At 65.9% G+C, this 14112-nt stretch carries 11 protein-coding genes; 6 read left to right on the forward strand and 5 right to left on the reverse strand.

Annotation, left to right across the window (positions count from 1 at the left end; translation table 11 throughout):
• Position 1: 1 nt before the first annotated feature.
• From pheA to gyrA, 3 genes are all read right to left on the reverse strand, one after another.
• Entirely contained in the window at positions 2 to 1144 is a 1143-nt protein-coding gene (pheA, locus tag Q376_RS0114170) for a prephenate dehydratase (protein WP_081803573.1), read from the reverse strand.
• 62 nt (positions 1145 to 1206) lie between these two features.
• Positions 1207 to 2289: a 3-phosphoserine/phosphohydroxythreonine transaminase gene (gene serC, locus Q376_RS0114175; RefSeq protein ID WP_027350856.1), complete on the reverse strand. Its 1083-nt coding sequence runs from the start codon at positions 2287 to 2289 to the stop codon at positions 1207 to 1209.
• 14 nt (positions 2290 to 2303) lie between these two features.
• Entirely contained in the window at positions 2304 to 4988 is a 2685-nt protein-coding gene (gene gyrA / locus Q376_RS0114180) for a DNA gyrase subunit A (RefSeq protein WP_027350857.1), read from the reverse strand.
• A 316-nt stretch (positions 4989 to 5304) separates the two neighbouring features.
• Here gyrA and Q376_RS0114185 point away from each other — a divergent pair, with 316 nt between their 5' ends.
• The gene (locus Q376_RS0114185) at positions 5305 to 6252 is read left to right on the forward strand and encodes a recombination-associated protein RdgC (protein ID WP_027350858.1); all 948 of its coding nucleotides are present in this window, start codon (positions 5305 to 5307) and stop codon (positions 6250 to 6252) included.
• 41 nt (positions 6253 to 6293) lie between these two features.
• Positions 6294 to 7475 (forward strand): 1-acyl-sn-glycerol-3-phosphate acyltransferase, encoded by a 1182-nt coding sequence (locus tag Q376_RS0114190; RefSeq protein ID WP_027350859.1) that lies wholly within the window; start codon positions 6294 to 6296, stop codon positions 7473 to 7475.
• A 58-nt stretch (positions 7476 to 7533) separates the two neighbouring features.
• Here the strand turns inward: Q376_RS0114190 and Q376_RS0114195 are convergent, their stop codons facing one another.
• On the reverse strand, positions 7534 to 9033 hold the full coding sequence (locus Q376_RS0114195) for a TrkH family potassium uptake protein (RefSeq protein WP_027350860.1): 1500 nt from the start codon (positions 9031 to 9033) through the stop codon (positions 7534 to 7536).
• 255 nt (positions 9034 to 9288) lie between these two features.
• Between Q376_RS0114195 and Q376_RS0114200 the strand changes: the two genes are divergently transcribed.
• Both Q376_RS0114200 and Q376_RS0114205 read left to right on the forward strand, forming a co-directional pair.
• On the forward strand, positions 9289 to 10458 hold the full coding sequence (locus Q376_RS0114200) for a cation diffusion facilitator family transporter (protein WP_027350861.1): 1170 nt from the start codon (positions 9289 to 9291) through the stop codon (positions 10456 to 10458).
• A gap of 117 nt (positions 10459 to 10575) precedes the next feature.
• On the forward strand, positions 10576 to 10851 hold the full coding sequence (locus Q376_RS0114205; protein WP_027350862.1) for a hypothetical protein: 276 nt from the start codon (positions 10576 to 10578) through the stop codon (positions 10849 to 10851).
• Here Q376_RS0114205 and Q376_RS25545 read toward each other — a convergent pair.
• On the reverse strand, positions 10848 to 11336 hold the full coding sequence (locus Q376_RS25545) for a pilin (protein WP_052365310.1): 489 nt from the start codon (positions 11334 to 11336) through the stop codon (positions 10848 to 10850). The two genes, Q376_RS0114205 and Q376_RS25545, sit on opposite strands and share 4 nt — an antisense overlap.
• Before the next feature lie 72 nt (positions 11337 to 11408).
• On the opposite strand from Q376_RS25545, the gene Q376_RS22810 reads away from it, so the two are divergent.
• Together Q376_RS22810 and Q376_RS0114220 are read left to right on the forward strand one after the other, a co-directional pair.
• On the forward strand, positions 11409 to 12923 hold the full coding sequence (locus Q376_RS22810; protein ID WP_052365312.1) for a GspE/PulE family protein: 1515 nt from the start codon (positions 11409 to 11411) through the stop codon (positions 12921 to 12923).
• Positions 12913 to 14079, forward strand: coding sequence for a type II secretion system F family protein (locus Q376_RS0114220; protein WP_027350863.1), 1167 nt, complete (start codon positions 12913 to 12915; stop codon positions 14077 to 14079). Before Q376_RS22810 ends, Q376_RS0114220 begins: the two co-directional genes overlap by 11 nt.
• Positions 14080 to 14112: the final 33 nt, after the last annotated feature.

Consider the following 14112-nt stretch of genomic DNA (forward strand, 5'->3'; position numbering starts at 1 on the left):
CTCAGAGTACGCCCACCGGATAGGAGCCGAGCACCTTGAGTTCGGCAGCGCGCAGCTGTACTTCCTCGAGGGCCGCGGCGACGACGGGATCCTCACGATGCCCCTTGAGGTCGATGAAGAACACGTAGTTCCACACCCCGGTACGCGAAGGGCGGGTCTCCAGCCGGGTCATGTCGATCCCATGGCGCTGGAACGGCTCGATCAGCGCATGCAGCGCGCCGGGCTGGTTGCGCATCGCCACTACCAGCGAGGTCTTGTCGTTGCCGCACGGCGGCACGTCATCGGTGGAGATGATCAAAAAGCGAGTCGAGTTGTCCGGCCGGTCCTCGATCTTCTCGGCGACGATCTCAAGCCCATAGCGGCGGGCCGCCATATCGCCGGCGATCGCCGCGCTGTGCCACTCGGTCTTGACCAGCCGCGCCGCCTCTGCGTTGGAGGAGACCGCGACCCGCTCGGCCATCGGGTAGTGGGCATCGAGCCATTTCCGGCACTGGGCCAGCGACTGGGGGTGGGAGTAGATCCGCGAAATCTTCGCGCGCTGAGTGTTCTGGCCGACCATCAGGTGATGGTGGATCCGTAGCACCACCTCGCCACATATCTTGAGCGAGGAACCGATGAACGTATCCAGGGTGTGGTTGACCACCCCCTCGGTGGAGTTCTCCACCGGCACCACCCCGTAGTTGACCGCCCCCGCCTCCACCTCACGGAATACGTCGTCGATCGAAGGCATCGGCTGGGTGCTGGCCGAATCGCCGAAGTGCTTGAGCGCGGCCTGCTGGGTGAAGGTGCCCTCCGGCCCCAGGTAGGCGACCTGGACCGGGCGCTCCAGGGCGAGGCAGGCGGACATCACCTCGCGAAACAGCCGCGCCATCTCCTCGTCGGCCAACGGGCCGGGGTTGAGCGCCATGATCCGACGCAGCACCTGCGCCTCGCGCTCGGGGCGGTAGAACACGGCATCGGCATCATCGCTGAGCTTGACCCGCGCGACCTGCTGGGCGCAGCGCGCCCGAGCGCTGATCAAACCTAGCAGCTCGGTATCGATCTGGTCGATACGCTGTCGCAGCTCGTCGAGACTCTCCAGTTGCTCGATGTCTCGGCCGAGATCGTGCGGAGAAACGCCAGGGGCACAACGCTCTTCTGTCATGGTTTGGTCCGTATGTGCGATAGCCTTCGAACACGGCGCGGCGTTTTCGCCCCGCCGTGCGGTCACCCGTGGCGACGGGCGAAGCCGTCCATGAACTCGATCAGCGCCTCAACACCCTCTTCGGGCATGGCATTGTAGATACTCGCTCGCATCCCACCGACGCTGCGGTGCCCCTGGAGATAGAGCAACCCGGCCGCTTCGGCATCGGCGAGGAAGCGCTGGTCGAGCGATTCGTCACGAAGCCGGAAAGGAACGTTCATCACCGAGCGGCTGCCCGCGTCGATCGGATTGGAGTAGAACTCGCTCTGGTCGATCGCCGCATAGAGCCTGGCCGCCTTGCGCCGGTTGACCTCGGCGATCGCGGCGACGCCGCCACGAGCCTTCAACCATTCGAACACCAGGCCGCACAGATACCAGGCATAGGTCGGCGGCGTATTGAGCATCGAGCCATGGTCCGCGGCCTGCCGATAGCTGAGCATCTGCGGAGTCTCGGGCCGCGCGCGATCGAGCAGGTCGTCGCGTACGATCACCACGGTAAGCCCGGCTGGGCCGATGTTCTTCTGCGCGCCGGCGTAGATCACACCAAAACGCGAGACATCGATCTCATGGCCAAGGATCGACGAGGACATGTCGCAGACCAGCGGCACGCCGCCGGCCTCCGGCACGTAGTCGTAGGCCACGCCGCCGATGGTCTCGTTGTCGGTGTAGTGCAGGAAGGCCGCGTCCGGGGAGAGCACGATCTCGTCCTGGGCGGGCGCACGACGATAGCCCAGGCCGGCAGTGCTCGCGGCCACGTGGGCGCCACCCAGGTGCCGCGCCTCCGCCAGCGCCTTCTTCGCCCATACGCCGCTGTCGAGGTAGTTGCCGGTGCCGCCGCCGCCGAGCAGGTTGAGCGGCACGCAGGAGAACTGGGTCGACGCACCGCCCTGCACGAACAGTACGCGATAGCCCTCGGGGATCGAGAGCAGCTCGCGCAGGTTGCGCTCGGCACGCGCTGCGATCTCGATGAAATCATCCCCGCGATGGCTCATCTCCATCACCGAGAGGCCGCGCCCCTGGTAATCGATGAGCTCCTCGCGCGCCCGCTCGAGCACCTCGAGCGGCAGCGTGGCGGGACCGGAACAGAAGTTGAAATGTCGGCTCATGATCTTCGCTGATGTCAGGCGTTGGGCTCGTCACCGGGAGTCGCCCCGCTCTCCGGTGCATCCTCGTCGACATCGGCATCCTCGGCATCGACGTCGGTCTCGTCGTCGAGGCGCACGGTGGCGACCAGGCTTTCGTTTTCGGCGGTGCGGATCAGGGTAACCCCTTGGGTGTTACGGGAGCTGCGCGATATCTCCACCACGCGAGTGCGCACCAGGGTGCCACGATCGGTGATCAGCATCATCTCGTCGTTCTCGCCGACCTGGATCGCCGCGACCAGAGCACCGTTGCGCTCGCTGGTCTGCATCGCGATCACGCCCTGGCCGCCGCGCCCACGCAGCGGGAACTCCTCGAGCCGGGTACGCTTGCCGAAGCCGTTCTCGGAGGCGGTGAGGATGTAGACCTGATCCGCACCGTTGCCGTCCGCGGGTTCGCCGGTGTCGAGATCGCTATCGGCGGACTCGTCGATCTCGGTGGTGCTGGGGATGATCAGGCTGATCACCTTGGCGCCATCGAGCAGGCGCATGCCGCGCACCCCGCGTGCGGTCCGGCCCATCGCGCGGACGTCGTTCTCATCGAAGCGGATCGCCTTGCCATTGGAGGAAAACAGCATCGCGTGATCGTGCCCGGTGGTGATCGCAGCACCGACCAGGCGATCGCCTTCGTCGAGATCCAGCGCGATCAGGCCGGCGGAGCGGGGCCGCGAGAACTGGTCGAGCGAAGTGCGCTTGACCGTGCCGTTGGCGGTGGCGAAGAAGATGTAGCTGTCGGCACGATACTCGCGCACCGGCAGGATCGCAGTGATCCACTCCCCTTCGTCGAGGGAAAGCAGGTTGACCAGCGGCCGGCCACGCGACCCGCGGCTCGCCTGGGGCACCTCGTAGACCTTGAGCCAATAGACCTTGCCGCGGTCGGAGAAGAGCAGCACGGTATCGTGGGTCGAGGCGACCAGCAGGTGCTCGATCACGTCCTCGTCCTTCATCGCCGTCGCCGACTTGCCCCTTCCGCCGCGCTTCTGCGCCTGGTAGTCGGAGAGCGGCTGGGTCTTGGCGTAGCCGGAGCGCGAGATGGTGACCACCATGTCTTCCTGGTTGATCAGGTCCTCGATGGTCAGGTCGCGCCGGCTGACCTGGATCTCGGTGCGCCGGGCATCGCCGTACTGTTCGCGAACCGCCGTCAGCTCCTCGCGAATCACCTCCATCAGCCGGTCGGGCGAAGCGAGGATACGCGTCAGCTCGGCGATCTTCTCCAGTACCGACTTGTACTCCTCGAGCAGCTTCTCGGTCTCGAGACCGGTCAGTCGATGCAGGCGCAGATCGAGGATCGCCTGGGCCTGGGTCTCGGTGAGACGGTACTCGCTGCGATCCTTGGAGAGACCGAACGAGTCGTCGAGCCCTTCCGGCTGGCAGCTGACGCTGCCGGCGCGTTCGAGCATGCCGAGCACCTGGCCGGGTGGCCAGCTGCGCGCCACCAGGCGTTCGCGGGCCTCCTGCGCGGAGCTCGAGGCGCGGATCAGCTCGATCACCTGGTCGATGTTGGAGATCGCGACGGTCAGGCCCTCGAGCACGTGTCCGCGCTCCTTGGCCTTGTTGAGTTCATACAGGGTGCGCCGGGTCACCACCTCGCGCCGGTGGCGCAGGAAGGCTTCGAGCACCTGCTTGAGGTTGAGCGTACGCGGCTGGCCGTTGTCGAGCGCGACGATGTTGATCCCGAACACGCTCTCCAGCTGGGTCAGCGAGAAAAGGTTGTTGACCACTACGTCGCCGGATTCCCCGCGCTTGGTCTCGATCACCACCCGCAGACCGTCCTTGTCGGACTCGTCGCGCAGCTCGGCGATCCCCTCGACCCGCTTCTCCTTGACCAGCTCGGCGATCTTCTCGATCAGCCGCGCCTTGTTCACCTGGTAGGGCAGTTCGGTGACGATGATGTGATCGCGCCCGGTCTTCTCGTCGTGCTCGACGGTGTGGCGCGCGCGCACGTAGATCCGCCCGCGCCCGGTACGATAGGCGTCGAGGATACCGGCACGACCGTTGATGATCCCCGCGGTGGGGAAATCGGGGCCGGGAATGAACTCCATCAGATCATCGATCGACAGGTGGCGATCGTCGATCAATGCGAGGCAGGCGTCGATGACCTCGCCCATGTTGTGCGGCGGCACGTTGGTCGCCATACCCACCGCGATGCCGGTGGCGCCGTTGACCAGCAGGTTCGGCACCCGGGTCGGCAGCACGTCGGGAATACGCTGGGAGCCATCGTAGTTATCGACCCAATCGACGGTGTCCTTGTCCAGGTCCGCCAGCAGCTCGTGGGCGAGCCGGGACATACGCACTTCGGTGTAACGCATCGCCGCCGCGCTGTCGCCGTCGATCGAGCCGAAGTTGCCCTGGCCGTCGACCAGCAGATAGCGCATCGAGAAGCTCTGAGCGAGGCGCACGATGGTATCGTAGACCGCACTGTCGCCGTGCGGGTGATACTTACCGATCACGTCGCCGACCACGCGGGCCGACTTGAGATAGGGGCGGTTCCAGTCGTTCTTGAGCTCGTGCATGGCATAGAGCACGCGCCGATGCACCGGTTTGAGACCATCACGCACATCGGGAAGAGCACGACCGATGATGACGCTCATCGCGTAATCGAGATACGACTGCTTGAGCTCGTCCTCGATGTTGACTGGCAGAATCTCTCTGGCGATCTCACCCATGGGTCGTTGAATCCTGATTTGACTTTTACGAGCGCCCGAAGCGACCTCGCTGGCAGGCGAACGCAGCCCGCGCGGGACTCTCGTGCCCACGGCAACGAGGTGTCTTCGGAATCCGTCGAGTGTACCACAATCGTGCCACGCCGCCCGCCTCGCCGGACGCCGCTGCGCGGCTCCCCGGCGCTCCCCACCGGGCCGCATACCGGGCCTCTGCGACCAAGGCGGGAGCGCACCCGGCGGCGATGGCCAATTACCCCGCCGCCCTAGCACCACCAGGCGGGTTTCGACATAATGGCCGGATCAAAAGGATGGACACCCCATGTGGTTCAAGCATTTACATCTTTACCGAGTGCATGATCAGGCATCGCTGAGCCAGCAGGCCCTCGAAGACGCCCTGGCGGTCCTGGCTTTCCGCCCGGTCGGCCGCTTCGAGGCCAAGCGCGTCGGTTTCGGCGCTCCCGCTGGGCGCGGAGGCGAACGTCTGGTCCACGAGCTGGAAGGACACCGCCTGCTGAGGCTGCGCCGCCAGGAGCGCCTGCTGCCCAACGCGGTGGTCGCCGAGGAGCTCGAGGAGCGCTGCGAAGCGTTCGAGGCCGCCAACGGCTTCGCACCACCCAGGCGAGAGAAGCAGGCGCTGAAGGAAAAGGTGGTCGAGGAGCTGCTGCCCCGGGCCTTCACCCGCAGCGGGCACATCGATCTATGGTGGGACACCCGGCGCTCGTTGATCGGGATCGACTGCGCCAGCCGCAAGCGTGGCGAAGAGATGATCGACCTGCTGCGTCAAGCGCTGGGCTCGCTCAAGGTCACCCCGCTGTCGGTCAAGCGACCGCCGGCGAAGACCCTCACCGACTGGCTGCGAGAGCCGGCGAGCAGGCCTCAGGATTTGCTTCTGGGCGATGCCGTCGAGCTGCGCGGCGATGACGATGGCGTGCTGCGCGCGCGGGCCATCGACCTCGACGGTGAAGAGATCCAGACCGCGCTGGCGGCCGGGCGTCAGGTCAGCCGCCTGGCGCTGAGCCTGGAGGGCCAGCTCTCGTTCACGCTGCAGGACGACCTTGCGCTGAAAAGCCTGAAGTTCGACGATCAGCTGCTCGACCAAGCCGATGACGAGGTACGAAACGATGATCCGGTGGAACGTCTGGAGACCGAGTTCGCGCTGATGGCCAGCACCCTGGCGGCGCTCTCCGAGCGGCTGATCGAGTGGCTCGGGGGCGAGGTGGAAACCGGGCCCGCGCCCTGGCATCAGGACGAGGCCGTCGAGGCTTGATGCATCCAAATGAACATATCAATCACCGTGATTTCCGATCAATGACACCCGTCACGCCCGCGGATACGGTCACCGACCGTTTTTCGGCGCTGCGCCCCTACCAAGACGATGAGGTGGCGAGCGTTCTCAGCCGGCTCTCCCACGACGATGAATTCCAAGCCGCGATCGCTCGCTTCAGGCTCCCACGCCTGGACGCCGTCGCTCCTTGGCTGACCCGTGCGCTGATCGGCTACGGCCTGCGTCGGCGCATGCGCGGCATCCACTCGATCACCGAGTTCCAGCGCCACATCGCCGACTACATGGAGCACATGATCGAGCGCACCGTGGATGGCCTGGAGATCCATGGCCTCGAAGCGCTGGACGGCAATCAGGCCTATCTGTTCATCGGCAACCATCGTGACATCTCGCTCGACCCGGCCTTCGTCAACTTCGCCCTCTATCTGCACAACCGCAACACGGTGCGGATAGCGATCGGCGACAACCTGCTCGAAAAGCCCTATGTCTCCGATCTGATGCGGCTCAACAAGAGCTTCATCGTGCCACGTTCGTCCACCGGCAAACGCGAGATGATCAAGGCGTTCCAGCTGCTCTCCGAGTACATCCAACACTCGATCGAGATCGACAACCACTCGGTGTGGATGGCCCAGCGTCAGGGCCGCGCCAAGAACGGTATCGACCGGACCGACCCGGCGATCATCAAGATGCTGTGCATGGCCAAGCGCGCCGAGAATCGCGACGCACCGCTGGCGCAGATCATCGCCGGGCTGCACGTCGTGCCGGTCTCGATCAGCTACGAGTACGATCCCTGCGACGTGCAGAAGGCCCGCGAGCTGGCCGCCACCGAAAGCGACGGCAGCTACCAGAAGCTGGCCTTCGAGGACATGCGCTCGATCGCCGCCGGCATCGTCGGCGACAAGGGGCGGGTCAACCTGCGTTTCGGCACCGCGCTCAACGGCGGTGACTTCGACAGCGTCGAAGCACTGACCGAGGAGATAGATCGCCAAGTGCTCGAGGGCTACCGGCTCTATCCCTCGCACTTCCTGGCGCTCGAGAAGCTGGGCGAGCATCCCGAGCTGCTCGAACTCGACGACGTCACCTCGGCGGATCGCGCCCGTTTCGAGGCGCGCCTTGCCGAGGTTCCCAAGGAGCTTCGCCCCTGGTGGCTGCGCCAGTATGCCAACCCGGTGATCAACTGCCGCGCCCCCATGCTGCTCGACGCCTGACCCTTAGCCCTCGAGCCATCGAGGGCCTTCGCCTTCCCCTACCATCCCCGGCACCCAGTCACTTGCGCCAGAAGGCCGGCGTGAGCAGCACCAGTACGGTGAGGATCTCGAGCCGCCCGAGCAGCATCGCGAAGCTGAGCAGCCACTTCGCCGCCTCGGGCATCCCCGCGTAGTTGCCTGCGGGCCCGATCAGCTCCCCGAGGCCGGGCCCGGTATTACCGAGCATCGAGACCGAGGCGCTGAGCGAGGTCACCATGTCGAGGCCGAGGAAAGAAAGCGCTACCGACAGCGCCGATACGGTGAAGAAGAAAAACGAGGAGAACGCCACCACCGCACGGACGATGTCGTCGGTCAACGGCCTGCCGTTGTAGCGTTGGACGAACACGCCCTGGGCATGGACCAGGTGACGCAGCTGGTTGACCAGCATCACCAGCCCGACCTGGAAGCGGAACACCTTCATCCCACCGGTGGTCGACCCCGAGCAGCCGCCGATGAACAGCAGGTAGAAGAACACGCTCACCGCGAAGGTGCCCCAGTGGTTGTAGTCCGAGGTGGCATACCCGGTCGTGGTGATCACCGAAACGACGTTGAAGGTGATCTCGGTCAGGGCCGGCCAGAAAGGCCCGGGGTGATGGAGCATCCGCTCCAGCGTCATCATCGCGATCACCACCAGCAGGATGGTGAAGAATCCACGCACCTGCTGGTCGCGCCAGATCGCCATCGAACGCTGGGTGATGAAGCGCACGTAGAGCACGAATGGCAACGCGCCGCTGAGCATGAAGAGCACCGTCACCCAGAGGATCGCCGGGCGCGAAGCGTAGACGCCGAAGGATTCGTCGTAGTTGGCGAAGCCCCCCGTCGATACCGATGTCATGCCGTGGACGACGGCATCGAACGGGCGCATCCCCAGCAGCCAGTACGAGAGCATCGCCAGCGCGCTCAGGCCCAGATAGACCATCGAGATCGACTTCGCCATGCCCCCGGCGCGCGGCACGATATGCTCGGTCCAGGCGGAGGATTCGGTCTGGAACAAGCGCATGCCGCCAACCTTGAGAAACGGCAGGATCGCGATCGCCATGACGATGATCCCGACCCCGCCGATCCACTGCAAAAGCCCCCGCCAGAGCTTGATTCCATCCGAGGTGGTATCGAGATCGACGATCACCGTGGCGCCGGTGCTGGTGACCCCGGAAACCGCCTCGAACACCGCGTCGGCGATCGACAGCTGAGGCGAGCCGAGCATCATCGGCAGGCTGGCGAAGCCGGCGAACACCACCCAGCTCATCACGGTGAGGATGAACATCTGCCTCGGGCGCAGCTCGAAACCGGCGTCCCGGGTCAGCACCAGCAGCAGCCCCGATACACCGAGAGTGATCAGGATAGAGGTGGCGAAGGCGCGAATGTCTGGATCACGCTCGAGGGCGAGCACCGCCAGCGGCAATGCCATCATCACCACCAGTACCAGCAGCAGTACCGCGATGATACGCAGCACCGGTCCGAATCCGGCCTGGTGGGTCAACGGATTGGAGAGATTGCGTAGCCACGAAAAGGGGGACATCACGGTGGAACGTTTCCTTCGACACCATCTGCGACACCATAGGGACGCCGTATCGCACGCATGGCGCGAGCGACAACGCGGCTGCGACGAACCGGAGCATGCTGCGAAGTCTACAAGGGGCGGTGCTTTTCGAACAGGATCGATCCGCCCGCGGATGAAAAGCGCTGAGCCTTCGACCAGCGGGTCACCGGGGCATTTGCCTTCACCCCCCCATCCGCACAGAATTCCAGTCGAGTCCGCCGATCAGCGATCCCCATGCCCTCTCAATCCTCGAGCAGCACCGCATCAGCGCGACGTCGCGAGGCACAGCGCGTCAACCTGACCACCGTCCTCATCGATGCGGTGCTGGCCGCGCTGAAGATCATCGTCGGCACGCTCACCCTGTCGAGCGCGCTGGTCGCGGACGGCATCCACTCCCTTGCGGACCTGCTCACCGACCTGATAGTGCTGATTGCCACCCACTTCGGCCGGCGCGCGCCAGACCGGGGCCACCCCTATGGACATGGCCGGATCGAGACGATGGCGAGCCTCTGGCTCGGCATCGTGCTGCTGGTGGTCGCCGGCGCAGTCTCATGGGAAAGCGCGCTGCGCCTTTTCTCGGTCGAGGCATTGAATGCCGGACACTGGGCGATCGGCGTCACCCTGCTAGCGATGCTGGTCAAGGAGGCGCTGTTCCACTGGACGCTGCGCGTGGCTCGACGCCAGCGTTCACCGCTGATGGAGGCGAGCGCCTGGCACTCACGCAGCGACTCGCTTTCGTCGCTGATCGTGCTGGTCGGGCTCGCCGGCGCCCAATTCGGCTTCTACTGGCTCGACCCACTCGCCGCCATGGCGGTCTCCATCCTGGTCGGCAAGATCGGCTTCGACACGCTCCGCGGTGCAAGCCGAGAACTGATCGACACCGCCCTGCCGGAAGAGGAGACCGAGCGCCTGCGCCGCTGCGCGCTGGAGATTCCGGAACTGCGCGATCTTCACGATCTTCGCGCCAGGCGCATCGGCGCCGATGTGGCGCTGGACGTGCACCTGCTGGTAGCACCGCGGCTCACGGTTTCCGAAGCCCACGAGATCGGCAATACCGTCACCCGCCACCTGCGCCAGCGTTTCGCTGCCCTGCGCGACGTCACCTTTCACATCGACCCTGAGAACGATGGCGATGAGCGCCTCAGGCGCCAAGCGAGGCCCCTGCCGCTTCGCGGCGAGGTGGAGCGGCTGCTCGACGCGCACTGGCAGGGCATCGAGGCGTGGTCCCGCCGCCTGGACATGGCGCTTCACTATCGCACATCGGCCGGCGACGGACAGCGGCGCATCGATATCGAGCTCTATCTGTGCCGCGAGACGCCACCGCCGGACGTCGCCCATCTGGCGTCGCTGGCCGTCGATCTCGACTGGCTGGGCGAGATCAGATGCTGGCGTGCGTCGGACTAGGATGTTTTGACCGCCCAAACCGACCATAATCGCCCCATTGCACCCTTTCCCTACTCGCGGCGCTTCGTCTTCATTTCACGCCCTGGCCGCCGCCGGACATGCCACAGGAGCATCCCCATGACGACATCCAGCGAAATGCAGCAGGCCCGGATCATCAAGGAGCTGCGCGGTTTCATCAAGAAGCTCCTCTACGATCCCTCGATCCTGCCCACCGCCCTGGAGATCGCAAGACGCCACAGCGGAGAAAAAGACGCAGCGGAGCGGATCGCCGAGGAGATCTCCGCCACCACCAGCGTCAAGATCCCAACTCGGGAATCCCAGCACTCCCCCGCCGACAAACTGTTCCTCGCCCTGCTCAAGGAGGTGATCGAGGAGGAGCGTGCGCTGTACTAGGCGCCGTTCGAAAGCGAGCAACCGGGAGGCAGCAGCGTCGGCTCCAGCGCAGCCGACGCTAGGCAGCGCCAACCCTCGAGACCGCTACCCGGCTGCAGTTGCAACCATTGCTCCACCCCCTCACCGGCGAGCAGCGGTGAGGAGCCTTCACCGAATCGATAGCGCAGCGTACCGTCCGCCTCGACGCTCCAGCTGCCATGGGCATGGGCGACCGAATCGCCCGAATGGCCCAGCGCCGCCAGATCCACCTCCTGGCCGCGTAGCAGCAGGTCCTCCACGCCCACCTGCTGGGCCCTCAGCAGCATGTTCGCGGAGGAGACCTGGGAACGTGCGACATAGAGCTGGTAGCGGGGAATCGCCACCGCCGCCAGCACCCCGACGATCGCTACCACCGCCATCATCTCGAGCAGCGTGAATCCGCCCTGCGCATGCGCTGGAGGAGCGCCTCGCGCCAGATTCACCGCCTCAGCCGGTTTCTCGTCCATCTCGCCTCCGTTGCGATCCAAGCGAGCGGTGCTCGCCCGTCTCAGCGCATAACGTCCACTCGAACCGGGGACTTGACCCCTATAAAGCAGGCGGCCGCGGCCGATAGCTTCGATGCCGCGGCATTCGACGCGGTGCGCATTGGCGATCACCGGGAGCATCCAGCGATGAACGAAAAAGCCTGTCCGGCAGCGCCTGCCGAACTTCTCGAGTCGGTCGATCTCGATGGCATCGAGATATCCAGCCTACCCTGCGCCGGCCTGCCGATCCGGCTGTTCGCGCGTATCGGCGCCCTGCCCTTGTATGAAGAAGCAGGCAGGCTCAGTGTCGCCGTGGCCAACGGCGCCTGCCTCGACCAGCTCGACGAGCTACGCTTCGCCTGCGCACGCGCGATCGTGCCGCGCCTCGCCGAACCGCGGCAGCTGGCGAAGCTGCTGGAAGCCTATCTGGCTCATGCGGACCAACGCTCGGCACCATCGAGTAGCGATACCTCGGCCGATGCCTGCCTGCGACGTCTCGCCCAGGCCTGCGTGCGCCTGCGTGGCTCCGACCTGCACTTCGAGCCCGAAGGAGAACGCTTCACGGTGAGAATCCGCATCGATGGCGAACTGCGCACGCTCGAACGGCTCCCCGCCGCGCTGGGCGAGCGCTGCATGATGCGACTCAAGCTGCTCGCGGGCCTCGATGTCGGCGAGCAGCGCCTGCCCCAGGACGGCAGCCTGAGCATCTCGCCGGAGGATCGCTACACCCTCTCCTTCCGGCTCGCCACGCTGCCTACCGTGCGAGGGGAGAAGGCATCCCTGCGCCTGGTGGATGCGCCCTACCAGGCGCTCTCCCTCGACGAATTAGGCCTCGATCCGCTGCCGTTGGCGGCGCTGAAACGCGCCCTGGAGGCCGCCCGTGGGCTGATCCTGGTCTGCGGGCCGACCGGAAGCGGCAAGACGATCACTCTCTACAGCGCGTTGATGCACATCGATCGGCAGCGTCGCCATGTGGTCAGCGCCGAGCAGCCGGTCGAGCATCGCCTGCCCGGCGTGCAGCAGTTGCAGGTAGAGCCGCGCATAGGGCTGGACTTCACCGTTGCGCTGCGCGCGTTCCTGCGCCAAGACCCCGACGTGATGATGATCGGTGAGATTCGCGACCCCCAGAGTGCCGAGATCACGCTCAAGGCGGCCCGCACCGGGCACCTGGTTCTCGCCACCGTGCACGCCGCCAGCGCCAGAGCGAGCCTCGCTCGGCTGGCGCATCTGGGGGCCGACGAGCGCGATCTCGCCGAGTGCGTGACCCTGGTGATCGCGCAGCGCCTCATACCCACGCTCTGTCCTGCCTGCCGCGTCCCGGCGCCATCGGCGCAGAAAGCGGACCTGGCGATGGAGCTGGGCCTCACCGCAGATACGCTCTCCCCCCATGTCGCCCGCGGCTGTCGGCATTGCCACAATGGACACGCCGGCCGTATCGCCATCTTCGAAGTGCTCTCGCGCCCGATCGACCGCTCCGGCGCAGAGGAGGTCGATGGCCTGCGCCGAGCAGGGCTCTACAAGGTGGCGCAGGGGGTGATCTCGAGGCAGGCGCTGGAACGTGCGCTCTGAGCAGCGGCTATGGCAATGGCGGGCGACGGATGAGAGCGGAGATCACCGCACCGGCAGACTCCATGCCCCTACCAGGGACCAGGCCCACACCGAGCTCGCGGCGCGAGGACTGATCGTTCGACGGCTGCGCCGCCTGCGCGTGAGGACCAAACGCCTCGGTCCCGAGCGCCTGGCGCTGCGCCTGAGCCAGCTATCCGGCCTGTTGCAGGCGGGCATCGGCCTGCTCGACGCGCTGGAGCAGCTCGGCGAAAATGCCGAGACCGCAGCGGAACACCACTACTGGTCGACGCTTCGCCTAGCGATCACCGAGGGGCACTCGCTCTCGGCCGCTCTCGGCGCCACCACCTTGCCGCTCCACGCGCCGCTCGGCACCGCGCTGATCGGCCTGGGTGAACACAGTGGCAAACTGGCGACGGTGCTGGCCCGCCTCGCCGAACATCTCAACGCACGCGCCCGACTCGGCCGCCGACTCGCAGCCCCGCTGCGCTACCCGGCGATGGTGACCGTGCTCGCGGTAGGCCTGATGGCGGTAATGCTGATCGAGATCGTGCCGACTTTCGCCGCGCTCTATGCAGACGATGCGACGGATCTTCCCTTGCCCACCGAGGTGCTGTTCGCCCTTTCCGCAGGACTCGGCGCACGGCTAGAAGCGTGCCTCATCGCCCTGCTCGCGCTCATCGCCGGCTGGATCGCCGCACGGCGACACAGTGCGCGGCTTGCACGCTGGCTGCCGCTGCTGGGACCGCTGCTTCAATCGAGCGACAAAGTCGGTATCCTGGAGGCACTGGCACTCGCCCAGAGCAGCGGGCTGGCCCTGGACGTCGCGCTTGAGCTCATCGCGACCCCAAAGGGGGCGCTGCCGTTGAGCAGGCTTGCCTCCAGAGTCGCCCAGGGCGAACCGCTGAGCGTGGCGATGCGCGCTGAACGCGCCTTCGGTGCGCTGCTCGCCGCCCTGGTCGCCAACGGCGAGCGCTCGGGTCGCCTGGCCGAAGCGTTCGATCACGCGGCGGCCCTCGAGCGGGAAAGACTCGAGCGACGCCTGGAGCGACTGGAACTGCTGCTCGAGCCGATCGTCATGACCCTGCTCACCCTGGTCATTGGCCTCTTGGTGGTCGCCCTTTACTTGCCGGTCTTCGACCTCGGCGGCCAGTACTGAACCCTTTCCTCATCCACGCCCCGGCACGGAGCG

This window comes from Halotalea alkalilenta DSM 17697 (assembly GCF_000621205.1).
Lineage (GTDB): Bacteria > Pseudomonadota > Gammaproteobacteria > Pseudomonadales > Halomonadaceae > Halotalea > Halotalea alkalilenta.

What these genes read in the sequence shown, in the direction of transcription:
- Q376_RS0114185 (WP_027350858.1), top strand. Translation starts at nt 5,305, where the DNA reads ATGTGGTTCAAGCATTTACATCTTTACCGAGTGCATGATCAGGCATCG.
- Q376_RS0114200 (WP_027350861.1), top strand. Translation starts at nt 9,289, where the DNA reads ATGCCCTCTCAATCCTCGAGCAGCACCGCATCAGCGCGACGTCGCGAG.
- gyrA (WP_027350857.1), bottom strand. Translation starts at nt 4,988, where the DNA reads ATGGGTGAGATCGCCAGAGAGATTCTGCCAGTCAACATCGAGGACGAG.
- Q376_RS0114205 (WP_027350862.1), top strand. Translation starts at nt 10,576, where the DNA reads ATGACGACATCCAGCGAAATGCAGCAGGCCCGGATCATCAAGGAGCTG.
- Q376_RS0114190 (WP_027350859.1), top strand. Translation starts at nt 6,294, where the DNA reads ATGACACCCGTCACGCCCGCGGATACGGTCACCGACCGTTTTTCGGCG.
- Q376_RS25545 (WP_052365310.1), bottom strand. Translation starts at nt 11,336, where the DNA reads ATGGACGAGAAACCGGCTGAGGCGGTGAATCTGGCGCGAGGCGCTCCT.
- Q376_RS0114195 (WP_027350860.1), bottom strand. Translation starts at nt 9,033, where the DNA reads ATGTCCCCCTTTTCGTGGCTACGCAATCTCTCCAATCCGTTGACCCAC.
- pheA (WP_081803573.1), bottom strand. Translation starts at nt 1,144, where the DNA reads ATGACAGAAGAGCGTTGTGCCCCTGGCGTTTCTCCGCACGATCTCGGC.
- serC (WP_027350856.1), bottom strand. Translation starts at nt 2,289, where the DNA reads ATGAGCCGACATTTCAACTTCTGTTCCGGTCCCGCCACGCTGCCGCTC.